General features: G+C 71.2%; 18 protein-coding genes and 2 pseudogenes. 9 read left to right on the forward strand and 11 right to left on the reverse strand.

Translation table 11 applies throughout. The features are described 5' to 3' along the window. Positions 1–233: 233 nt before the first annotated feature. Positions 234–1,733 (reverse strand): MFS transporter, encoded by a 1,500-nt coding sequence (locus ACGFW6_RS44115; protein WP_393523160.1) that lies wholly within the window; start codon positions 1,731–1,733, stop codon positions 234–236. Positions 1,734–1,859: 126 nt separating this feature from the next. Here ACGFW6_RS44115 and ACGFW6_RS44120 point away from each other — a divergent pair, with 126 nt between their 5' ends. Continuing rightward, positions 1,860–2,840, forward strand: a complete 981-nt coding sequence (locus ACGFW6_RS44120) for an Lrp/AsnC family transcriptional regulator (RefSeq protein WP_393523163.1) — start codon at positions 1,860–1,862, stop codon at positions 2,838–2,840. A gap of 107 nt (positions 2,841–2,947) precedes the next feature. On the opposite strand, the gene ACGFW6_RS44125 is transcribed toward ACGFW6_RS44120, so the two are convergent. Further along, positions 2,948–3,811 carry a LysR substrate-binding domain-containing protein gene (locus ACGFW6_RS44125; RefSeq protein WP_393523166.1) on the reverse strand — a complete coding sequence of 288 codons (864 nt, stop codon included), beginning with the start codon at positions 3,809–3,811 and terminating at the stop codon, positions 2,948–2,950. A 180-nt stretch (positions 3,812–3,991) separates the two neighbouring features. Here ACGFW6_RS44125 and ACGFW6_RS44130 point away from each other — a divergent pair, with 180 nt between their 5' ends. Beyond that, positions 3,992–5,002, forward strand: coding sequence for a bile acid:sodium symporter family protein (locus ACGFW6_RS44130; protein ID WP_393523169.1), 1,011 nt, complete (start codon positions 3,992–3,994; stop codon positions 5,000–5,002). Here ACGFW6_RS44130 and ACGFW6_RS44135 read toward each other — a convergent pair. From ACGFW6_RS44135 to ACGFW6_RS44145, 3 genes and pseudogenes are all read right to left on the reverse strand, one after another. Beyond that, positions 4,938–6,173: a DUF4185 domain-containing protein gene (locus tag ACGFW6_RS44135; protein ID WP_393523172.1), complete on the reverse strand. Its 1,236-nt coding sequence runs from the start codon at positions 6,171–6,173 to the stop codon at positions 4,938–4,940. The two genes, ACGFW6_RS44130 and ACGFW6_RS44135, sit on opposite strands and share 65 nt — an antisense overlap. Before the next feature lie 19 nt (positions 6,174–6,192). After that, entirely contained in the window at positions 6,193–8,076 is a 1,884-nt protein-coding gene (locus tag ACGFW6_RS44140; protein WP_393523175.1) for an exo-alpha-sialidase, read from the reverse strand. 132 nt (positions 8,077–8,208) lie between these two features. Further along, positions 8,209–8,990, reverse strand: a pseudogene (locus ACGFW6_RS44145) (zinc-binding dehydrogenase). Here ACGFW6_RS44145 and ACGFW6_RS44150 point away from each other — a divergent pair. After that, positions 8,969–9,130, forward strand: a pseudogene (locus ACGFW6_RS44150) (MarR family transcriptional regulator); the annotation flags it as partial. The pseudogenes ACGFW6_RS44145 and ACGFW6_RS44150 overlap by 22 nt on opposite strands. A gap of 19 nt (positions 9,131–9,149) precedes the next feature. Then, positions 9,150–9,677, forward strand: a complete 528-nt coding sequence (locus ACGFW6_RS44155) for an isochorismatase family protein (protein WP_393523178.1) — start codon at positions 9,150–9,152, stop codon at positions 9,675–9,677. A gap of 98 nt (positions 9,678–9,775) precedes the next feature. Here the strand turns inward: ACGFW6_RS44155 and fdhD are convergent, their stop codons facing one another. The 5 genes from fdhD to ACGFW6_RS44180 are packed head-to-tail and all read right to left on the reverse strand — an operon-like array spanning position 9,776 to position 16,246. Continuing rightward, positions 9,776–10,624, reverse strand: a complete 849-nt coding sequence (fdhD, locus tag ACGFW6_RS44160) for a formate dehydrogenase accessory sulfurtransferase FdhD (protein ID WP_393523181.1) — start codon at positions 10,622–10,624, stop codon at positions 9,776–9,778. Positions 10,625–10,631: 7 nt separating this feature from the next. Further along, positions 10,632–11,492 carry a 2Fe-2S iron-sulfur cluster-binding protein gene (locus ACGFW6_RS44165; RefSeq protein ID WP_393523183.1) on the reverse strand — a complete coding sequence of 287 codons (861 nt, stop codon included), beginning with the start codon at positions 11,490–11,492 and terminating at the stop codon, positions 10,632–10,634. Beyond that, complete coding sequence (locus ACGFW6_RS44170; protein WP_393523185.1) at positions 11,489–13,312, reverse strand: NAD(P)H-dependent oxidoreductase subunit E; 1,824 nt, start codon at positions 13,310–13,312, stop codon at positions 11,489–11,491. The genes ACGFW6_RS44165 and ACGFW6_RS44170 overlap by 4 nt, the downstream gene beginning before the upstream one ends. Before the next feature lie 5 nt (positions 13,313–13,317). After that, positions 13,318–15,237: a molybdopterin oxidoreductase family protein gene (locus ACGFW6_RS44175; protein ID WP_393523188.1), complete on the reverse strand. Its 1,920-nt coding sequence runs from the start codon at positions 15,235–15,237 to the stop codon at positions 13,318–13,320. 37 nt (positions 15,238–15,274) lie between these two features. Further along, complete coding sequence (locus ACGFW6_RS44180; protein ID WP_393523191.1) at positions 15,275–16,246, reverse strand: 2-dehydropantoate 2-reductase; 972 nt, start codon at positions 16,244–16,246, stop codon at positions 15,275–15,277. 286 nt (positions 16,247–16,532) lie between these two features. Here ACGFW6_RS44180 and ACGFW6_RS44185 point away from each other — a divergent pair, with 286 nt between their 5' ends. From ACGFW6_RS44185 to ACGFW6_RS44200, 4 genes are all read left to right on the forward strand, one after another. Continuing rightward, on the forward strand, positions 16,533–17,864 hold the full coding sequence (locus tag ACGFW6_RS44185; RefSeq protein ID WP_393523194.1) for an OFA family MFS transporter: 1,332 nt from the start codon (positions 16,533–16,535) through the stop codon (positions 17,862–17,864). After that, positions 17,845–17,979, forward strand: coding sequence for a hypothetical protein (locus tag ACGFW6_RS44190; protein ID WP_393523196.1), 135 nt, complete (start codon positions 17,845–17,847; stop codon positions 17,977–17,979). Before ACGFW6_RS44185 ends, ACGFW6_RS44190 begins: the two co-directional genes overlap by 20 nt. Before the next feature lie 149 nt (positions 17,980–18,128). Beyond that, complete coding sequence (locus tag ACGFW6_RS44195; protein WP_393523199.1) at positions 18,129–19,067, forward strand: beta-ketoacyl-ACP synthase III; 939 nt, start codon at positions 18,129–18,131, stop codon at positions 19,065–19,067. 140 nt (positions 19,068–19,207) lie between these two features. Then, complete coding sequence (locus tag ACGFW6_RS44200) at positions 19,208–19,885, forward strand: GntR family transcriptional regulator (protein ID WP_393523202.1); 678 nt, start codon at positions 19,208–19,210, stop codon at positions 19,883–19,885. A gap of 66 nt (positions 19,886–19,951) precedes the next feature. Here ACGFW6_RS44200 and ACGFW6_RS44205 read toward each other — a convergent pair whose 3' ends face one another. After that, entirely contained in the window at positions 19,952–20,476 is a 525-nt protein-coding gene (locus tag ACGFW6_RS44205) for a DUF4231 domain-containing protein (RefSeq protein WP_393523205.1), read from the reverse strand. A 302-nt stretch (positions 20,477–20,778) separates the two neighbouring features. Between ACGFW6_RS44205 and ACGFW6_RS44210 the strand changes: the two genes are divergently transcribed. Continuing rightward, positions 20,779–21,960, forward strand: coding sequence for an ROK family protein (locus tag ACGFW6_RS44210; protein ID WP_380848399.1), 1,182 nt, complete (start codon positions 20,779–20,781; stop codon positions 21,958–21,960). The last annotated feature ends 38 nt before the right edge of the window (positions 21,961–21,998 follow it).

The raw sequence follows: 21,998 nt of genomic DNA on the forward strand, positions 1-21,998 counted from the left end.
GAATGCCTCGGCTGAAAAGCTCCGCTCAGCGCCGTGAAAGCTACCCCACCCGCCGAGAGGGCGGGAGGGGGTGGAAAGCCGAGCGGTGCTCAGGTACGCACAGGTCAGCGCAGGAAAATGCGCTCACATGGGGAAGGGTCGGACAGAAAACTGACGGTTGAGTAAGTTTCGGGCCCGTAATCTCCACCGAATCTGTACGACCCGATTACCGGGCAAGGGCCCTGTCGATCATGTCATCCCCTGCGTACGGGCGTCTCCTCTGTCAGCGTACGAGGAGCCCCAGGCGTCACTGAGGTCCGCGTCACGGCCGGCCGCCTGACCAGGGCGAGCACCAGCAGGCCGGCCACCACTCCCGTGGTGCCCGCCGCCACGGCCACCGCGTTCAGCCCGTCCGCGAAGGCGGTCCGCAAGGTCTCCTCGCCGAAGCCGCCCCGCAGCGCGCCCGCGCCGCCGCCCGCCAGGGCGTGGGCCGCCTCGTCCGGCAGCGAGTCCCGCATCCGCGAGGTCAGCACCGTGCCGTACAGGGCGATACCGAGGGCGTACCCCAGCTGCCGGAAGGTGTTCACCGCACCGCCCGCCATGCCGGAGCGCTCCGGCGGCACGGAGGCCAGCGCGGCGCCCGCGATGCCGGGGGACACCAGCCCCGTCCCGACGCCGACCAGCACCAGCCCCGGTATCAGGGCGTTCGCGCTCGACCCGGCGTCCAGGAACGCCATGCAGAACTGGCCCGCGCCGATCAGCAGCAGCCCGATCCCGATGGTGAGCCGCGCCGACACCCCGTGCAGCAGCCGCCCGCCGACCGCCGCGACCACGAACGACGCGAGCGACAGCCACAGGAACACCGCACCGCCGCGCACCGGGCTCATCCCGAGCAGGGTCTGCAGCCAGATCGAGGTGTACGCCATGGCCGCGAACGCCGCCGCGTTGAAGGCGAGCGAACCCGCCATCACACCGGAGAACGCGGGCCGCAGGAACAGCCGCGGATCCAGCAGCGGATCGGCGACCCGCCGCTCCACCAGGACGAGGCAGACCAGCGCCAGCGCCGCCCCCGCGAACCACAGCAGGGTCCCCGACTCGCCCCACCCGTGGCTCCCGGCCCGTACGGCCCCGTACGTCACCGCGCCCGCGAACGCCGCGAACGTCACCGTGCCCGCCCAGTCGATACGACGGCCCCGCGCACCCCGCGACTCCGGTACCACCCGCAGCGTCACCCACACCGCGGCCACGCTCACCGGCAGATTGACGTAGAAGATCCACCGCCAGCCCGGACCGTCGGTGAGCAGCCCGCCGGCGATCGGCCCCACCGCGGCCGCCGCCCCGCTGACCGCGCCCCACACACCGAGCGCGACCGAGCGCCGCTTGCCCTGGTAGACGGAGCCGAGCAGCGGCAGCGTCGTGGCGAACATGGCCGCCGCCCCGATCCCCTGCAGCCCCCGGGCGGCGACCAGCATCCCCGGCCCGGTCGCGAGGCCGCACAGCAGCGAGGCCGCCGCGAACACCACGACGCCCACCACGTGGACGCGCCTGCGCCCGAGCACGTCGGCAGCGGCCCCTATGCCGAGCAGCAGCGCGGCCAGTGCCAGCGCGTACCCGTCCATCACCCACTGAAGATCACTGAGCGAGGCGTCCAGCGCCCGCGCCATGTCCGGCAGCGCGACGATCGCGATCGTCACGTCCAGCAACAACATGAACGTGCCCAGGCAGACGGCCGTGAGCGGCCCCCATGTGCGCATGACTGATTCCCCTCCGAATGGTAGACACGTACGCGAGCCGCGTACGTGTCCGTACGATGGGCCGCGCGCGGTCGATCACGGCCGTGCCGGGTGGCGGATCGCCGGAATCCGACAGGGGGAGCGGCCATGGAGATGGAATCCGACGTCTTCGACCGGCTCGACCTTCAGCTGCTGTACGCGCTGGAGGTGAACGGCCGGGCGTCCTTCGCCCGCATCGCCGAGGTGCTCGGCGTCTCCGACCAGACCGTCGCCCGCCGCTACCGCCGGCTGTGCGCCGAGGCCGGCCTCAGGGTGGTCGCCGTCCGCGACCCGGAACGCCTCGGCCAGGACCACTGGACGATGCGGCTGCGCTGCGTGCCGGACAGCGCCCAGGCCATCGCCCAGGCCCTGGCGAAACGGGACGACACCAGCTGGATCGGCATCGCCTCCGGCGGCACCGAGGTCATCTTCGGCACCCGGCCGCGCAGCCCCGGCGACCGCGACGACCTCCTGCTCGGCAAGCTCCCGCGCACCCCGCGCGTCCTGGAGATCCGGGCCCACCAGATCCTGCACCGCTTCTACGGCGGCCCGAGCGGCTGGCTGCGCAAGTTCTGGGCCCTGACCGAGGAGCAGGTCGAGGCACTGCGCCCCGAGCCGGTCCCCGAGCCCGGTCCGGCCCGTATCGACCCCGACGACGAGCCGCTGATCACGGTCCTCGAACGCGACGGACGCGCCACCTACCCCGAGCTCCAGCGCGCCACCGGCCGCTCGGAGTCCGCGGTCAAGCGCCGGCTCGCCGCGCTGCTGGCGTCCGGGGCGGTGTACATCGACGTGGAGTACCTGTCGGAGACCTTCGGCTATCCGTTCGCCGCGCTCCTGTGGATCACGACCACCCCGGCCGCCCTGACCTCGGTCGGCGAGGCGCTCGCCACCCACCCCGAGATCGCCCACGCGGCGGCGACGGCCGGGCCCTGCAACATCCTGGCGACGGCCGTCGTACGCAACAGCGCGGACCTGTACGGCTATCTGAGCGGCCCGATCGGCCGCCTGGAGGGCGTCCAGCACGTGGAGGCGTCACCGTTCCTGCGGCGAGTCAAGCAGCTGACCTATCAGCATCCGCCGCGCTGAAGCGCCCCTTCAGGGGCGCGGGGCCGTACTGGATCTGCGGCTGCCGCCGCGTGGGCGCGATCGGCCCGCACGCACCCGCAGCCGGCCACGGTCCTTCCACGGATCGCTCAACGCCGGTGCAACCGGTCCCCGCCCGCCAGGATCGCCGCCGCGAGCGCGTCCGCCGCCCCCTGCGCGGCCGTCCGCCGAGACCCGTGCACCAGCACGAAGTCGACCCGCCCCAGTTCCGGCAGCCCCGACCGCTCCGGCATCCGCACCAGCCCCGGCGGAATCAGCCCCCGGGAGTGCGCCATCACTCCGAGCCCGGCGCGCGCCGCCGCGATCAGCCCGTTCAGGCTGCCGCTGGTGCACACGATCCGCCAGTCCCGCCCCGCCCGCTCCAGCGCCTCCATGGCCAGCGCCCGGGTGATCCCCGGGGGCGGATAGACGATCAACGGCACCGGACGGTCCGGCTCCAGGCGCAGCCGCTCCGTGCCGATCCACACCAGCCGGTCGTGCCAGACCAGTTCGCCCCGTGGCTCCTCGGGGCGCCGCTTGGCCAGCACGAGGTCCAGTTTCCCGGCGGCCAGCTGCTCGTGCAGGGTGCCCGAGAGCTCGACCGTCAGCTCCAGGTCGACCTCGGGGTGTTCGTAGCGGAAGCCCTCCAGGATCTCCGGCAGCCGGGTCAGCACGAAGTCCTCGGACGCGCCGAACCGCAGCCGGCCGCGCAACCGGGTACCGGTGAAGAACGACGTCGCCTGCTCGTGCACCTCCAGGATCCGGCGGGCGAACCCGAGCATCGCCTCGCCGTCCTCGGTCAGCTCCACGGAGTGGGTGTCCCGGGTGAACAGCGGCCGGCCGGTGGCGTCCTCCAGCCGTCGGACATGCTGGCTCACGGTCGACTGCCGCAGCCCCAGGCGCCGGGCGGCCTGCGTGAAGCTGAGCGTCTGGGCCACCGCGAGGAACGTGCGAAGGTGGGAGGGGTCGTACACACCGTCAGACTACCCGCGGCTATCGCGGAACGTGATGACAGTCAGAGTGGTATGCCGGATTCCCGATCGCTGATCGCCGGAGGACGATGGGGAGGGCACGTCCGTGCCCGCAACCGGAAGTTCAGCGAAGCGACAGCGAAGTAGTGGAGCACAGTGAAACGCCTGCGATGGCCGCGTTGGATGCCGATCGACCCGTACATCCTGCTGCTGCTCGGGACCGTGGGTCTCGCCGCCCTGTTCCCGGCGCGCGGGGCGGCCTCCGATGTGGCATCCGGTGCCTCCACGGCAGCGATCGCCTTCCTCTTCTTCCTCTACGGCGCCCGGCTGTCCACCCGTGAGGCGCTGGACGGGGTGAAGCACTGGCGGCTCCATGTCACCGTCCTGGCCTGCACCTTCCTCGTCTTCCCGCTGCTCGGCCTGGCCGCCCGCGGTTTCGTCCCGGTGCTGCTGAACGAGCCGCTCTACCAGGGCCTGCTCTTCCTCACCCTCGTCCCGTCGACGATCCAGTCGTCGATCGCCTTCACCTCGATGGCCCGCGGCAACGTGCCGGCGGCGATCTGTGCCGGCTCCTTCTCCTCCCTCGTCGGCATCGTCGTCACCCCGCTGCTCGCGGCGGCCGTCCTCGGCAGCGGCGCCGGTTTCTCGGCCGACTCGCTGGTCGAGATCGTGCTGCAACTGCTGGTGCCGTTCGCCGCCGGGCAGCTGACGCGCCGGTGGATCGGCGGCTTCGTCGCCCGGCACAAGAAGGTCCTCGGGCTCGTCGACCGCGGCTCGATCCTGCTGGTCGTCTACACCGCGTTCAGCGAGGGCATGGTCCAGGGCATCTGGCACCAGGTCAGCCCGCTCAGGCTCGGCGGCCTGCTCGCCGTCGAGGCGGTGCTGCTGGCCGTGATGCTCGCCCTGACCTGGTACGGCGCGAAGGCCCTGCGCTTCGAGAGGGCGGACCGCATCGCGATCCAGTTCGCCGGCTCGAAGAAGTCGCTGGCCGCAGGGCTGCCCATGGCGAGCGTCCTGTTCGGCGCGCACGCCTCGCTGGCCGTGCTGCCGCTGATGCTCTTCCACCAGATGCAGCTGATGGTGTGCGCGGTCATCGCCAAGCGCCGGGCCCACGACGCCGAGGCGGCCATCACCGTGTCGGCGCCGCCCGCAGCGTCACGAACCGCGGTCGGTACAGGGACACGTTCCGGTTGAGCTGCGCCGCCGCGCCGGCGGTGTCCAGCCAGTTGACGTCGTAGCTCAGCACCAGACGCCCGTCGCCGCTCAGTTCGGGGTGCACCTGCGGGTTGTAGGCGGCGACCTGCCCGCCCGGCGGCAGCGACGGGCTGAAGTCCTTCGTCGGCCCGCGCCACGGGCCGACGGGGGAGCAGGCCCAGTACGACGTCACACTCGTCAGCCCGTCGGTGCCGGCGGCCATGGTGAACAGCACGTACGTCCCGCCCACCCGCGCCACCGAGAACGCGCTCCCGACCCCGGTGCGCTGCCCGTCCCCCAGCACCGGCCCGAACCGCGGCCCCGCCCTCGCCCACGCGGAGCCGTCCCAGTACCGCCAGGCATCCGGCTCGGCGAGCCGTCCCTTCGGCACCCGCGCGACATAGGCGTGCGAGACCGCACGGGAGGCAGCCTGGCCGTCGTCGCCGCCGAAGACGTACGTCCATCCCTCCTCCTCGACCAGGGTCGTCCCGAACAGCACCCGCCGCGAGGGATCCGGCACCAACTGCTGATCGAGGACCTTCACGACCGACTCGACCCGCAGACCGGGCAGCGAGAGCGTGGCCACCTCGGTCGCGGTCGGCACCCCGAAGATCCACGGCGACTGCCCGGCCGTACGCACCCACAGCAGCACGCGCAGCACCTGCTCCGACGAGCCGGGGGAGCGGGGCTCGACACGCGCCCCGACCGGCCAGCGCCACTGGTTCGGGGCGGGGTCGGGGAACAGCGGCGCGGGGAGTGTGCTCTGCAGGCGTCCGTCGCGCATGACGACCGCCGAGTTGCGCACGAGGGGAGCGGACGCCTCCCGCCAGGTGAAGGACTCGCCGAACGGGTTGGGCGGCGCGTGCACCTGCCCGAGGTAGGTGTCGGAGAACAGCCACAGCACACGGCCGTCGGGCAGCCGCACCGAGTGCGTGCCGTCGCCGCCGGTCCAGTCGTCGGTGCGGGACGGGTCGTCGCCGTAGCGGGCGAACTCGGCGGTCAGGTCCCGGTGTGCCGACCAGGACGCCACCGAGTGCGGCGCGCACGCGGCACCGCCCTCCCGATCGCCGTCGTCCGGGAGGGCGGTGAGCAGCACGGCCCCGAGAACCAGGGCCAGCAGGAGTCCGAGGCCGGTTCCGGTGCGCTGTCGTGCTCGTGCGTCGTCGGGCACGCCCGGGACGTTAGTGGCCTCAGCCCGCTTGGTCCATGGGCAGCCACAGGACGGTGTCGCGGGTGTTCACCTTCTTGCGGGAGGCGGACTGCGCCGCCGCCGCGCTGAGCTCCTCCTCGCCGAGCGCCCGGTTCCACACCCGTACGTCGTCGAGCGTGCCGGTGAGGAAGGCGCGGCTGTCCATGCGCTGACCGACGTGCACACCGAAGGGCGAGTTCCGGCTGACCGAGCCGGGCACGTCCGTGGTGCTGACCGCCCGGCCGTCGAGGAACAGCGTCAGCCGTCCGCCGCCGCGCCGCAGCGCGAGATGGTGCCACTTGCCGTCGTTGGCGGCACCGCCCGCCCACACCGACGAGGTGTGCACGGTCCCGAACCCCACCCGCGTGGTGATCAGGGCGCGTACCCGGTCGTTGTCGGGTTCGCCGCGCAGCCAGATCTGCGGCTGGGTGCTGCCGATCCCGCCCATCCACAGGAACGGCTGCTCGCCGCTCGTCGCGGAGTAGCGGAAGAACAGCGACACCGTGAACTCACCGTCACCGAGCGGTAGTTGTGAACGGTACGGCAGGCGTACGGCGTCGTCGCGGCCGTCGAACTGCAGGGCTGAGCCGAGCACGCCGTCCGTCTTCGCGGGGCCGCCCAGGACGGTCGCACGGGGTGCGCCGATGGCGAGGTCGGGGGTGGTCGGGTCGGGGCCGCGCCGGGGCCCGAGCCACTCCTCGTTGAACCGGGCGAACCGGATCTCGTCCCGCGCGTCGACGGCTCCGCCCTCGTACATCAGGCCCACCGTGGACGCGTCGATCTCCGCCATGTCCGAGTACCCGGACCAGTCCGTGGTGACGACCTTGCCGCGGTCCACGCTCTCCCAGGTGTCGCCGTTGTCGTAGGAAGTGCGGATCATCATGGTCCGCCGGCGGTCCGGGTCGCCGGGCGCTGACAGCAGTATCCGGTCGCCGAACCGCACCGTGGCGCCCTGCACCTGAGGCGTGTACAGGTCCGGCTGGTCGCGGAAGGGCCCCGTGAAGCTGTCGCCGCCGTCGCTGCTGAAGGTCTGTGAGCGGTGGCCGAGGTCGGTGCCGTCCTGTTCCCGGCCGCTGATGAGGATCTTGCCGTCGGCGCGCTCGGTGAGCGTCACCTCGGACGGCTTCTGGCGGAAGGTGCCGTCGGCGGCGGAGATGGGCCAGGAGTCCGTCGCGCCGACCCGCCAGTGGTCGCCGCCGTCGTCGCTGAGGATGAGGGCGGCGTGGTTGTCGGTGACCCGACTGCCGTTCCAGGTCTCGGTGTTGACGCCGAACACGAGCCGGCCCGCGTACTTGCCCTTGGTGAGCTGGATGCCGTGCACGGGACCGGTGGCGTACCAGGAGTTCCAGTTCGCGGGCAGTATCTGAGGGCTCAGATCGCGCGGCTGGGACCAGGTCCGCCCGTCGTCGTCGCTGTACTGGAGATGCGGGGTGCGGTCACACGGGACCGAGCAACTGCCGCTGTCCGTACGCCCCGTGTTGTACGTCTCCGCGAGCAGGATGCGCCCGGTCTCCTGGTCCACGATGGGTGCCGGGTTGCCGTGGGTGTCGCCGTTGCCCTCGTTGACGACCTGGAGCGGGCCCCAGGTGCGTCCGCCGTCGGTGGACCGCTTGAGCACGATGTCGATGTCGGCGGCGTCCCCGCAGTTGAGCACCCGCCCCTCGGCGAACGCCAGCAGCGTGCCGTCCTTGGTCTTCACGATCGCGGGAATGCGGAAGCAGGCGTACCCGGGATCCTGGGACGCCTTGAAGAGGACCTGTTGCTCGAACGACGGGACGGTCTTCGCCGGTTGGGACTGTGCGGGACCTAACGTCGCGGCCGTCGCCGAGGTGGCGACGGCCGCGACGAGGGCAGCTCTGAGACGTGCGCGAACTCTTGACGGCATGGTGCGGCCCGCCCTTCATCGTCTGGTCATGCGTCCAGGCATCTGAACATTCGGACATCCCACGTCCAAAGTGCGCATCACAGACGTTAGTTGGGCTATCGCATTCATCACAAGAACCGTGCACGTGTCACGTCACGGATGGAGTACTACTTTCCCTCGGTTGACCCGTGACTCGACGGCCGCATGTGCCGCGGCGGCCTCCTCCAGCACGAACTCCCCATGCATGACGGGCTTGACGGCCCCCTCTTCAAACAGCCTCCACAGCTCCTGCCGCCATCGCTCGTACAACTCCGGCTCTCCGCGAGCGATCCGTGCCAGCCGGAATCCGATGACGGACTCGGCGCCGACAAGAAGGTCATATGCCCGAATCGTCCCACCATCCGAACTGTAGGCCACAAGTCGCCCGCCGGGCGTGAGCGCCGCGAGGGCGTGGTTCGGCATGTCGCCGCCGACGGCGTCGAGGAGGTGGTCGACGGGATCGACCCAGTGCTCCTGTCCGTACGTGACCACGTCGTCGGCGCCGCGGCCTCGCCCCGCTCGGGCCGGGCGGCCGCCAGCACGCCGAGCGCCACCAGGCCGCTGCGGACGAGGGTGACCGGCCCGACGGCGGTGTCCGGCACCGGGGAGGTCATGCCCTCGTGCAGGAGGGCGTAGCCGGCGTACCCGTGCCCGAAGCACAGCCCCGTCATACGATCGCCGACGCGGAAACGGTCGGCGCCGGGCCCCGTGGCCGCGACCTCGCCGGCGCTCTCGCCGCCCAGCGGGGCCGGCTCGGGCGCCTCGGTGACCTTGCGGACGACGGAGAGCGTGACGCCGATCGCCTCGCAGCGGACGAGCGGCTCGCCGGGGCCGGCCCGCGGGACGGGGGCCGCTTCGAGGGACAGGGGCCCGCCGGGACCGGCGCAAGAACGCAATCTCCCTCACGGACGAGGGCGCGCGCCGCTGCGAAAAGGCCGCCCGCCAGGCCAACGGCGCGCTTCTCGCCCCGCCCTCACCCGCCGAACGGGAACGATTCACGGACCTGTTGATCCGGATTTCCGGTACGCAGAGCTGACGGCGGATAACGTTCCGTCATGACCGCACCCCTCGATCTCAGGCCCGCACACACCGCACTCGTGCTGGTCGACCTGATGGACCGCATCGTCGCGCTGCCCCTGGAGCCCCGCAAGGGCACCGAAGTCCTCAGCACCTCCCAGCACTTGGCGGCCTCCTTCCGCGCCTCGGGAGCGACCGTCGTCCTGGTCCGCGTGGAACGTACCGGCGTCGCCGAGCAGCCGCCCGGCAGCGGTCTGGCGGCGGGCCTGCGGCAGGAGGGCGACCTCGAGATCGTGAAGCGGACGATCGGCGGCTTCCAGGACACGGGCCTGCACGACCGGCTCCGCGAACGGGGCATCGGCACGCTGGTGTTCGGTGGCATCGCCACCAACCTCGGCGTCGAGTCCACCGCCCGCGCCGCCGCCGACCTGCGCTACGACCTCGTCTTCGTCGAGGACGCGATGACGGCGTTCACGGCGGCCGAGCACGAGGCATCGGTACGGCTGGACTTCCCGAGGCTGGGCTCGGTGGTGCGGGCCGCGGACGTGTCCTTCACGAGCGGCTGAGCCGCCGGCCCGGTCATGAAAACAGCGGGGCCCCAGTAACGGCGCAGGGGGCGCTCCCCGCCGGTTCGGGGCCCCGCCGCCGTGTCGCGGGGAGCCGGTCAGGCCTGGGCGGCCGCGGTCCGCAGGGCGAGCCGGTGTTCGCCCGCGTACACGTTCATGGAGCTGCCCCGCAGAAAGCCGACCAGTGTCAGCCCGGCCTCCGCGGCCAGATCCACGGCCAGCGAGGACGGCGCCGAGACCGCGGCGAGCACCGGGATGCCCGCCATCACCGCCTTCTGCGCCAGCTCGAAACTGGCCCGCCCCGAGACCAGCAGGATCGTCCGGGACAGCGGCAGGCCGTCGTTCTGCAGGGCACGGCCGACCAGCTTGTCGACCGCGTTGTGCCGGCCCACGTCCTCCCGGATGTCCAGGAGCTCACCGTCCTCGGTGAACAGGGCCGCCGCGTGCAGGCCCCCGGTCCGGTCGAAGACCCGCTGGGCCGCGCGCAGCCGGTCGGGGAGGCTCGCGAGCAGTTCGGGATCGAGCCGGACCGGGGGAGTGTCGGCTATCGGCCAGCGGGCCGTCGTACGGACGGCGTCCAGGGACGCCTTTCCGCACAGCCCGCAGGACGACGTCGTGTACACGTTCCGTTCCAGGGTGATGTCGGGGATGGCCACCCCCGGCGCGGTCCTCACGTCCACCACGTTGTACGTGTTCGAGCCGTCCACCGTGGCGCCCGCGCAGTACACGATGTTCTGCAGGTCGGAGCCCTCGGCCAGCACGCCCTCGCTCACCAGGAAGCCGGCCGCCAGCGCGAAGTCGTCGCCGGGGGTGCGCATGGTGATCGCCAGCGGCTTGCCGTTGAGGCGGATCTCCAGCGGTTCCTCGGCCACGAGCGTGTCCGGGCGGCTGGAGACCGCCCCGTCCCGGATCCGGATGACCTTGCGTCGTTCCGTGACTCGTCCCATGTGTCTCTCAGTCCCGGTTCTGTACGTGCTGATAGCCGAAACGGCCCTTGATGCAGAGGTTGCCGTGGGTCACCGGGTTGTCGTGCGGCGAGGTGACCTTCACGATCTCATTGTCCTGCACGTGGAGCGTGAGGTTGCAGCCCACACCGCAGTAGGCGCACACGGTGGTCGTCTCGGTCTGTTCGGTCTCGTCCCACGTACCCGCCGCCCGCATGTCGAACTCCGACTTGAACGACAGAGCGCCCGTGGGGCAGACCTCGATGCAGTTGCCGCAGTACACACACGCCGAATCGGTCAGCGGGGCGTCGTGCTCCACCGCGATACGCGCGTCGAAGCCGCGACCGGCGACCGAGATCGCGAAGCTGTTCTGCCACTGGTCCCCGCACGCGTCGACGCACTTGTAACAGAGGATGCACTTGTCGTAGTCCCGCACGTACAGATCGTTGTCGACCCTCGGCTCCTCGTTCAGCCGGGCCGCGTCCGGGCCGAAGCGGTCCGGCTTGGCCTCGTACTCCTTGAGCCACTCGGCGACCCGCGGGGTCGTCGACAGGTCCACCGAGGAGGCGAGGAGCTCCAGGACGATCTTGCGGCTGTGCCGCGCGCGCTCCGTGTCGGTCCTGACCTCCATGCCGGGCTCGGCCTTGCGGGAGCAGGCCGGGACGAGGGTGCGCGAGCCCTCGACCTCGACGACACAGACCCGGCAGGCGTTCTTCGGCCTGAGCGTGTCCCCTTCGCACAGCGTCGGCACGTCCTTCCCGGCAGCCCGGCAGGCGTCCAGGACGGTCGACCCCTCGGGGGCGCGCACCGGCTCCCCGTCGATGGTGAACTCCAGCAGCCGGCGCGGAATCCCCAGCGGTGTCACGGTCATTCGTACGCCCCCAGTCGGTCGATGGCGGATTCCACGGCGTTCCACGCGGTCTGTCCCAGACCGCAGATGGAGGCGTCCCGCATGGCGCGGCCGACCTCCCTGAGCAGGGCGATGTCATCGGCGGCCGCCGCACCCGTACGCTCCACGATCCGGTGCAGCGCCTCCTCCTGCCGGACCGTGCCGACCCGGCAGGGCACACACTGCCCGCACGACTCGTCACGGAAGAACTCGGCGATGCGCAACAGCAGCCGGGGCAGCGGAACGGTGTCGTCGAAGGCCATGACGACACCCGAGCCGAGCGTCGTGCCGGCCTCCCGCGTGCCCTCGAAGGTGAGCGGGATGCCCATCTCGTCCGGCCGTACGAAGCCGCCCGCGGCGCCGCCCAGCAGCACCGCCCGCAGCCCCTCGCGGACCCCGGCCAGCTCCAGCAGCTCACCGAGCGTCGCGCCGAACGGCAGCTCGTAGATCCCGGGCCGCGCGACGCTCCCGGACACGCAGAACAGCTTCGGCCCGGTGGACCGCTCGGTCCCGATCGCCGCGTACGCCTCGGCTCCCATGGTCAGGATCGGCAGCACGTTGACCAGCGTCTCGACGTTGTTCTCCACCGTCGGCTTGCCGAACAGGCCCTTCTCCACCGGGAACGGCGGCTTCGAGCGCGGCTCGCCCCGGTAGCCCTCGATGGAGTTGAACAGGGCCGTCTCCTCGCCGCAGATGTACGCCCCGGCGCCCCGCCTGATCTCGATGTCGAAGGCGTAGCCCTGACCGAGGACGTCGTCGCCGAGGAAGCCCCGCGCGCGTGCCTGCGCGATGGCGTGTTCCATGCGGTGCAGGGCACGCGGGTACTCGCCGCGCAGATAGAGGTAGCCCTTGTGGGCGCCGGTCGCGTACGCCGCGATCGTCATCGACTCGACCAGCGCGTACGGGTCGCCCTCCATGAGCACGCGGTCCTTGAAGGTGCCCGGCTCCGACTCGTCGGCGTTGCAGACGAGGTAGTGCGGGTGGTCGGGCTGCGACGCCGTGGCCTGCCATTTGCGGCCGGTGGGGAAGGCGGCGCCGCCGCGCCCGACCAGGCCGGAGTCGGTGACCTCACGGATCACTCCGGCGGGACCGAGCGCGAAGGCCCGGCGCAGGGCGCTGTACCCGCCGTTGGCCCGGTAGTCGTCGAGACTCAAGGGGTCCACGACACCTACGCGCCGCAGCAGCACCAGCTCGTCGCCGCCCGCCTGCGGTACGGCCATCGCGGCCGCCGGCTCCTCGGGCGCCGAGTCCGGGGCGCTCGCGGCGAGGACCGCGTCGTGCACGGTCGCCGGCGCCGCCACCGCCGTACGCACCGGATCGCCGGCCTTGATCGCGAGCGCCGCCGGTGCCCGTTCGCACAGGCCCAGACACGGGCTGCGCTCGACCGACACCCCGCTGCCGAGCCCGAGCCGCGCCTCGATCCCGGCGCACAGCTCGCTCGCGCCGGCCGCCGCGCAGGCGATGTCCGTGCACACGTGGAGCACGGTCGCGGGGCGCGGCTTGACCGAGAACATGGCGTAGAACGTGGCGACGCCGTACGCCTCCGCCGGCGGCACCGTCAGCCGCCGGCACAGGTAGTCGAGGGCACCCTCGCTGATCCAGCCGATCCGGTCGTTGATCGCGTGCAGCCCCGGCAACAGCAGGTCGCGGCGGTCCCGGGCCTCGCGGCCGCCCCTGGCCCACCTGAGGTCGGCGTCGGACCGGTCGGCGCCCTCCCAGGAGGACTCCGGAGGTCCGAGCAGGGCGTCGACGGCGGCCCGTTCGTCGTCCGTCGGTTTGCTGTCACCGAAGTGCAGGTCCACTTACGTCACCTCACGATGGTCGCGACGGGGAGCTTCTCGATCCGGATCGCCGACGCCTTGAACTCCGCCGTCCCCGCGATCGGGCAGTTCGCCTCGATCGTCAGCTGGTTGGTGTCCACCTCGTCGGGAAAGTGCATGGTCATGAAGGCGAGCCCGGGCCGCAGCGCGGTGTCGACCCACACCGGCGCGACGACCGAGCCGCGCCGCGAGGTCACCTGGACCTCCTCGCCGACGACGACCCCGTACCGCTCGGCGTCCTCGGGGCTGATCTCGACGTACTCGCCGCGCCGCAGCGGAGAGGCGAAACTGCCGCTCTGCACGCCGGTGTTGTACGAGTCGAGCCGCCGTCCGGTGGTGAGCCGCACCGGGTACTCCTCGTCGGTCAGGTCGACCGGCGGATCGTGCTGGACGAGCCCGAACGGCGCCGGCACGCCGCGCTCCGCCGGGTCGGTCTCCCACAACCGGCCGTGCAGATAGCTCGGTTCGAGCCGGTCGGTGCTCGGACACGGCCACTGGATGCCCTGGTGCTCCTCCAGGCGGTGGTACGTCATCCCGTAGTGGTCCGGGGAGACCGAGCGCAGCTCGTTCCAGACGGCCTCGGAGTCGGCGTACTTCCAGTCGTGGCCGAGCCGGCCCGCCAGCTCGCAGATGATGTCGATGTCCTCGCGGGCCTCGCCCGGCGGGGTGACCGCCCGGCGTACGCGCTGGACCCGGCGCTCGCTGTTGGTGGTGGTGCCGTCGGTCTCGGCCCAGCCGGCGGTGGCGGGGAGGACGACGTCGGCGAGTTCGGCCGTCTTCGTCAGGAAGATGTCCTGGACGACGAGGAAGTCCAGCTGCCGCATGCGGCGTACGGCCTGCTCGCTGTCCGCCTCCGACTGCGCCGGGTTCTCGCCGATGCAGTAGACGGCCTTGAGGTCGCCGTCCTCCATCGCTTCGAACATCTCGGTCAGGTTGAGGCCGTAGTGGGGCTGGATGACGGTGTCCCAGGCCGACTCGAACTTCAGGCGGGTGTCCGGGTCGAGGATGTCCTGGAAGCCGGGCAGCCGGTTGGGGATCGCGCCCATGTCGCCGCCGCCCTGCACGTTGTTCTGGCCGCGCAGGGGCTGCAAGCCGCTGCCGAACCGGCCGACATGCCCGGTCAGCAGGGACAGGTTGATCAGGGCCCGGACGTTGTCGGTGCCGTTGTGGTGCTCGGTGATGCCGAGGGTCCAGCACAGCTGGGCGCGCTCGGCGCGGGCGTAGGCGTGCGCGAGTTCCTTGATGGCGGCGGCCGGTACGCCCGTCACCTTCTCGGCCAGCGACAGCGTCCAGGGCTCGACCAGCGCCTTGTACTCCTCGAAACCGCTCGTCGCCCGCTCGATGAACGCCTCGTTCGCCAGGCCCGCGTGGATGATCTCGCGGCCGATCGCGTGCGCCATCGGGATGTCGGTGCCGACGTTCAGCCCCATCCAGCTCTCCGCCCACTCGGCGGTGGAGGTGCGGCGCGGGTCGACGGCGTACATCCGGGCGCCGTTCCTGATGCCCTTCAGCACGTGCTGGAAGAAGATCGGGTGCGCGAAGCGGGCGTTGGAGCCCCACATCACGATGACGTCGGTGTGCTCGATCTCCTCGTAGGAGGAGGTACCGCCGCCGGAGCCGAAGGCCGCCGACAGACCCGCCACGCTGGGGGCGTGGCAGGTCCGGTTGCAGGAGTCGACGTTGTTCGTGCCCATGACCACGCGGGCGAACTTCTGCGCCACGTAGTTCATCTCGTTGGTGGCCCGGGCGCAGGAGAACATGCCGAAGGCGCTCCGGTTGCGGGCCAGCCCGGCGGCCGCCCGGTCGAGGGCCTCCTCCCAGGTGGCCGGCCGGAACGGCTCGTCGCGGGAGTCGCGGACGAGCGGGGTGGTCAGCCGGGTGTAGTTCTTCGGTTGCCGCTTCCTCATACGACACTCCTCATACGGCGCCTCTCAGTCGGCGTCCTCATGCGGCGCTCCTCAGCGCGAGCAGGTCCGAGATGGCGTGCACGGTGCGCAGGGTGGGCACCTCCACGCCGGTGATCTCCGCCAACTCGACGACCGCCGCGAGGAGAACGTCGAGTTCGAGCGGTTTGCCGCGCTCCAGGTCCTGGAGCGTGGAGGTGCGGTGGTCGCCGACCTTCTCGGCGCCCGCGAGCCGGCGTTCGATGGAGATGCCGACCTCGCAGCCGAGGGCCTCGGCGACCGAGAGCGTCTCGGTCATCATGATCTCGATGACCTTGCGGGTGCCGCCGTGCAGGCACATCTGCCGCATGGTGGCGCGGGCCAGCGCGCTGATCGGGTTGAAGGAGATGTTGCCGAGCAGCTTGAGCCAGATGTCGTTGCGCAGGTCGGGTTCGACCGGGCACTTCAGACCGCCGGCGATCATGGCCTCGCTGAGGTCCAGACAGCGCTTGGACACACTGCGGTCCGGCTCGCCGATGGAGAACCGGGTGCCTTCGAGGTGCCGTACGACACCGGGGCCTTCGAGTTCGGTCGCGGCGTAGACCACGCAGCCGACGGCCCGTTCGGGCGCGAGCACCGCGCTGACCGCGCCGCCGGGGTCCACGCTCTCGACGCGGTGGCCGTCGTGAGGTCCGCCGTGCCGGTGGAAGTACCACCAGGGGATGCCGTTCTGCGCGGCCACGACGGCCGTCGTGTCGTGCAGCAGGGGTTCGATCAGCGGCCCGCACGCCGCGTACGAGTTGGCCTTCAGGCCCAGGAAGACGAAGTCGACCGGGCCGACCTCGGCCGGGTCGTCGGTGGCGTGGGCGCGGGCGGTGAAGTCACCGCGCGGGCTGAGCACGCGCACTCCGTGCTGCCTCATGGCCGCGAGATGCGGTCCACGGGCTATCAGGTGCACGTCGGCACCCGCGCGATGCAGCGCGGCTCCGACGTAGGCGCCGATGGCACCGGCGCCGAGGACTGCAACTTTCACTTCGGAACGCTCCGTTCGGTCGAGGGAGTACCGCGGAGGTGGCTGGGAAGTTCTCGGACCGGCCGGAGGTACTGGGGGCCGAATCCTGTCGACGGAATATTGTCTACAGTATGGATAAGGGGTCAGCAAGGGGTCGCGCACGGCCTTCGCCAAGGCTTTGCGCCCGGCCCCCGTCGCGACCTTCCGGACAGTGTTCGACCGTTCGTCGCGCCCTGCATACCGCTCACCGCATACGGTCGACGTGCCGACTTCTCAACGGACTTGCCCGTCCCTACCGTTCGGGATCATGAGTCCACCGCTCGCGCCCCCGGGATGGAGCCGCTGGCTGGTTCCGCCCGCCGCTCTCTCGGTACATCTGTCCATCGGCCAGGCCTACGCCTGGAGCGTGTTCAAGCCACCGCTCGAATCCGCGCTCGGCCTCAGCGGCACCCAGAGCGCCCTGCCGTTTCAGCTCGGCATCGTCATGCTCGGCCTGTCCGCCGCCTTCGGCGGCACGCTGGTGGAGCGCAACGGCCCGCGCTGGGCCATGACGGTCGCGCTGATCTGCTTCTCCTCCGGCTTCCTGCTCTCCGCGCTGGGCGCGGCCACCGAGCAGTACTGGCTGATCGTCCTCGGCTACGGCTTCGTCGGCGGCATCGGCCTCGGCATCGGCTACATCTCACCGGTCTCCACGCTGATCAAGTGGTTCCCCGACCGGCCCGGCATGGCCACCGGCATCGCGATCATGGGCTTCGGCGGCGGCGCGCTCATCGCCTCGCCCTGGTCGGCGCAGATGCTGGAGTCGTTCGGCAGCGACAGCTCCGGGATCGCCCTGGCGTTCCTGGTGCACGGGCTGTCGTACGCCGTCTTCATGCTGCTCGGTGTGCTGCTGGTCCGGGTGCCGCGCACCGAGAAGCCGGTCGGCGACGCGCCCGGCGTCTTCGAGGGGCCGCAGGTGTCCGCCCGCAACGCCGTGCGCACACCGCAGTTCTGGTGTCTGTGGGTCGTGCTCTGCATGAACGTGACCGCGGGCATCGGCATCCTGGAGAAGGCCGCGCCGATGATCACGGACTTCTTCGCGAACACCTCCACACCGGTGTCCGCGTCGGCCGCGGCCGGATTCGTCGCGCTGCTGTCCGCCGCCAACATGGCGGGCCGGATCGGCTGGTCCTCGACCTCCGACCTGATCGGACGCAAGAACGTCTACCGGCTCTACCTGGGCGCGGGCGCGCTGATGTACGGCCTGATCGCGCTGGCCGGCGACTCCTCCAAGCCGCTGTTCATCTTGTGCGCGCTGGTGATCCTGTCCTTCTACGGCGGCGGCTTCGCGACGATCCCCGCCTATCTGAAGGACCTCTTCGGGACCTACCAGGTCGGCGCCATCCACGGTCGGCTGCTCACCGCCTGGTCCACGGCCGGCGTCCTCGGCCCGCTGATCGTGAACTGGATCGCCGACCGGCAGGAGGAGGCGGGCAAGAGCGGCTCGTCCCTGTACACGACGTCCCTGTTCATCATGATCGGGCTGCTCGTCGTCGGCTTCGTCGCCAACGAACTCGTGCGGCCCGTCGACCCCCGCCATCACATCCCCGTGCCGGCGCAGACGGAGAAGGAGGCCGCGGATGTCCAGCGACAGCAGTAACCCGCCGCCCGACCGGCGCGGACTGATCGCCTTCGCCTGGGTGTGGGTGGGTGTGCCCCTCGCCTACGGGCTCTACGAACTCGTGCAGAAGGCGACGCAGCTGTTCACCGGGTAGGTGTTCGGGAGTTGTTCGGGCGTCCGAGGGCCTGATGGAAGCTGACAAGACGGGCGCCCGTTTCCTGTGGCATCACGTGCCGTCGTACCCGTGAGTCACTGATCAGACTGGTGAATCCCGCTACCCGAGGTTCGAGGGGATCACCAACGATGAACGGCTCGCGCATTGCCGCAGTCGGCCACTATCAGCCCGCCAGGATTCTCACCAACGAGGATCTGGCGGGCATGGTCGACACCAGTGACGAGTGGATCACATCTCGGGTGGGCATCCGTACGCGCCACATCGCCGGGCCCGACGAACCCGTCGACGAGCTCGCCGGTCACGCCGCCGCCAAGGCGCTCGCGGCGGCGGGCCTCACGCCCGCTGACATCGACCTGGTCCTGGTCGCGACCTCCACCGCCATCGACCGGTCCCCGAACATGGCCGCGCGGGTCGCCGCCAGGCTCGGCATCCCGTCGCCCGCCGCGATGGACATCAACGTCGTGTGCGCCGGCTTCACCCACGCCCTGGCCACCGCCGACCACGCCGTGCGGGCGGGGGCCGCGACGCGGGCGCTGGTGATCGGCGCCGACAAGATGTCCGACGTGACGGACTGGAGCGACCGCACGACCTGTGTGCTGGTCGGGGACGGCGCCGGCGCGGCCGTCGTGGAGGCGTCCCGGGAAGCCGGCATCGGACCCGTGCTGTGGGGATCGGTGCCCGAGATGGGGCACGCGGTACGCATCGAGGGGCAGCCCGCGCGGTTCGCGCAGGAGGGGCAGAGCGTCTACCGCTGGGCGACGACGCAGCTGCCCGCCATCGCCCGCCGGGCCTGCGAGCGGGCGGGCCTCGCGCCCGAGGACCTCGCCGGGGTCGTCCTGCACCAGGCCAACCTGCGCATCATCGAGCCCCTCGCCGAGAAGCTCGGCGCGGTCAACGCGGTGGTCGCACGCGACGTCTCCGAGTCCGGGAACACCTCGGCGGCGAGCATCCCGCTGGCCCTGTCCAAGCTGGTGGAGCAGGGACGTATCTCCGGCGGGGACCCGGTGCTGCTGTTCGGCTTCGGCGGGAACCTCTCGTACGCCGGACAGGTCGTCCGCTGTCCCTGATGCGGGTGTGATGTGGCCAACTCCCCGTTTCCCTGGCCCTTGTGCGCCGTAGACTGTAGACGAAAGACAATCGATACTGGCTTTCAGTGACGATCGGCCACGGGATGCAGTCGCCCGGCGTTCGCCCAGGAGGGGAACCGATGTTGTCGACAGGACTGCCGCAGGGTGCGGTGCCCAAGCTCGAACGGCCCGGCCCGCTGCGCGACCGTGTCTACGAGGCACTGCTCGAACTCATCACGACCCGTGCCCTCCAGCCCGGCCAGCATCTGGTCGAGAGTGAACTGGCAGGTCACCTCGGCGTGTCGCGCCAGCCGGTACGGGAGGCGCTGCAGCGGCTGAACACCGAGGGCTGGGTGGACCTGCGGCCCGCGCAGGGCGCGTTCGTGCACGAGCCGACGGAGGAGGAGGCCGACCAGCTCCTCACCGTCCGCACGCTCCTGGAGGCCGAGGCGGCCCGGCTCGCCGCGGCCCACACGGACAGCGCCGGCATCAAGGCCCTGGAGCAGCTGTGCGCGGAGGGTGAGAAGGCCGTCGCCGCGGACGACGTGGACGCGGCCGTCGCCCTCAACGCCCGCTTCCACGCCAAGATCATGGAACTCGCGGGCAACGCCGTCCTCGCCGAACTCGCGGCCCAGGTCGACCGTCGCGTCCGCTGGTACTACACCCCGGTCGCCCGCCAGCGCGGCCATCAGTCCTGGATCGAGCACCGCGGCATGATCGCCGCGATCACCGCCCGCGACGAACAGCAGGCCACCCAGCTGATGCGCGAGCACACGGAGCACACGCGACGGTCGTACCACGCCCGGGGCAACTCCTGAGCGGGGACGGGCTGTCGTAGCCGCCGTGGTGTCCGGGCGCGGTGTTCAGGATCGCGCCGGTCACGGTCAAGGCGTCACATTGGTCCCCGTGCTGTCCGCGCGGGGGCCGGCCAGCTGGACCCAGGTGCCCATCTCCCGCTGTTCGATGCGGGTGACGGCGGCGGCCAGGGCCTGGTCGCGGGTCGCGGGGACGGCGTACGGCTCCGCCCCCGTGTGGTACAGGCGGCGTTCCGCCTCGACCGCCTCGCGGGCCTCGGTGAAGCGCAGGTAGTCGTCCTGCCAGTGGAAGACCGAGCGCAGACCGGTGATCACCACGACGACGCCGCCCAGGACGGCGGGGATCTCGGCGTTCCGGGACCACAGGACCGCCGAGACCGGGATCGCGGCCGACACCAGGAGCAGCAGCGTCTCGGAGAGCCGGAAGTTGCGGCGCGCTCTGACGGCGGCGCCGTGGTACCAGTCGTACGAGCCGTTCGCCAGGCGCATCGCGTAGCCGGGGCCGGGGCCGGGGTCGGGGGCGGCTGCGGGTTCGGGTGAGCCGCCGGACCGGGGTGTCGTCGTCGGTTCGTCGGCCGAGGAATCCTGAGTCATTCGCGCTCCCCCCGAGGCACCTGCTGTCAGCAGGGCAAGAGTAGCCAACCACGCCCTGCCGCAGGCCCCTTGGTGTATATCGCCGATCAGCCGGGGAGCGGCGGAACTCGCCCCTAGGTGTCTTCCCGGGAGGTTCCGGACCCGCCTTTGTCCTGTGAGTGGAGAAAGTTGACGGCAATCTCCGCTCAAGTTCTTCCCAGTCCCGGCGGTCGCTGCTACGTTCCCCTCGAAAGCAGGTCACGGATGTGGCCGAAACCCGGCGCGCTCAGGCCGATTAAGGCGGGGAGGGGCTCGTGAGACGTATGACGGCGCGACCCGCTAACGGTCATCAGGCCAAGCTGCTCAGGCTGCTGCGCGACGGCGGGCCCAACTCCCGGGCCCAGCTCGGCGATCAGATCGACCTCTCGCGGTCCAAGCTGGCCGTGGAGGTGGACCGTCTGCTGGAGACGGGACTGGCCGTGGCCGACGGACTCGCCGCCTCGCGCGGTGGCCGCCGGTCGCACAACATCCGGCTCAACCCCGACCTGCGCTTCCTCGGCGTCGACATCGGCGCGACCTCGGTCGACGTCGCCGTCACCAACCCCGAACTGGAGATCCTCGGACACCTCAACCAGCCCATGGACGTACGCGAGGGCCCTGTCGCGGTCTTCGAGCAAGTCCTGTCCATGGCAGCGAAGTTGAGGGCCACCGGGCTCGCGGAGGGCTTCGACGGCGCCGGCATCGGCGTCCCGGGTCCTGTCCGCTTCCCCGAGGGTGTCCCGGTGGCTCCGCCGATCATGCCGGGCTGGGACGGCTTCCCCGTGCGGGAGGCGCTCAGCCAGGAACTCGGCTGCCCGGTCATGGTCGACAACGATGTGAACCTCATGGCGATGGGGGAGCAGCACGCGGGCGTCGCACGCTCCGTGGGCGACTTCCTCTGCGTCAAGATCGGCACCGGCATCGGCTGCGGCATCGTCGCGGGCGGTGACGTCCACCGCGGCGTCACCGGCAGCGCGGGCGACATCGGGCACATCCAGGCCGTGCCCGACGGCCGCCCCTGCGCCTGCGGCAACCGGGGCTGTCTGGAGGCCCACTTCAGCGGGGCGGCCCTCGCCCGGGACGCCGTCGAGGCGGCCCAGCAGGGACTGTCGGAGGAACTGGCCTCGCGGCTGGAGGCGAACGGCACCCTGACCGCCGTCGACGTCGCCGCCGCGGCCGCCGCCGGTGACGCCACCGCACTCGACCTGATCCGCGAGGGCGGCAACCGCGTCGGCCAGGTCATCGCCGGACTCGTCAGCTTCTTCAACCCGGGCCTGGTGGTGATCGGCGGCGGGGTGACCGGCCTCGGCCACAACCTGCTCGCCGCGATCCGCACCCAGGTCTACCGCCAGTCGCTGCCGCTCGCGACCGGCAACCTTCCCATCGTGCTGGGGGAGTTGGGTCCCACCGCCGGAGTCATCGGCGCGGCCCGGCTCATCAGCGACCACCTGTTCTCACCCGCGTGAGCCACTGAGTCCGTACGGCTCACCGGTACCGCACCTCG

Origin of the sequence: Streptomyces sp. Y7, assembly GCF_043195415.1 — a bacterium.
Classification (GTDB): Bacteria; Actinomycetota; Actinomycetes; order Streptomycetales; family Streptomycetaceae; genus Streptomyces.